General features: G+C 70.8%; 1 protein-coding gene. It reads left to right on the top strand.

Going from position 1 to position 301, the window contains the following annotated elements; all coding sequences use genetic code 11:
* Window positions 1–180, top strand: a 180-nt coding sequence (locus JHD62_RS22070; protein WP_199104663.1) for a hypothetical protein, incomplete at its 5' end; no start/stop codon positions are given.
* Window positions 181–301 lie beyond the last annotated feature (121 nt).

The following is a 301-nucleotide window of genomic DNA, read 5'->3' as shown; positions in this document are numbered from 1 at the left end:
CCCCCCCCCCCCCCCCCCCCCCCCCCCCCCCCCCCCCCCCCCCCCCCCCCCCCCCCCCCCCCCCCCCCCCCCCCCCCCCCCCCCCCCCCCCCCCCCCCCTCCCCCCCCCCCCCCCCCCCCCACACCCACACATCTTACTGTTCGTCGGCAGCGTCAGATGTGTATAAGAGACAGGTATGAGCGTGACAGTCAGAGGATAAATTGCGATGCATCAACCGGGCTACGCTGAAACTTGCGTAGATGCGTCATGCAATTTCGCGCATCTTCAGGGCTTCCACGATATCCACTGCCACGATGCGGC

The sequence above is a fragment of the Aquitalea sp. ASV11 genome, from assembly GCF_016429185.1.
In the GTDB taxonomy this organism is placed as follows: domain Bacteria; phylum Pseudomonadota; class Gammaproteobacteria; order Burkholderiales; family Chromobacteriaceae; genus Aquitalea; species Aquitalea pelogenes.
Note: the sequence above shows the minus strand (reverse complement) of the source record. Positions and strands in the feature narration are given on the sequence as shown.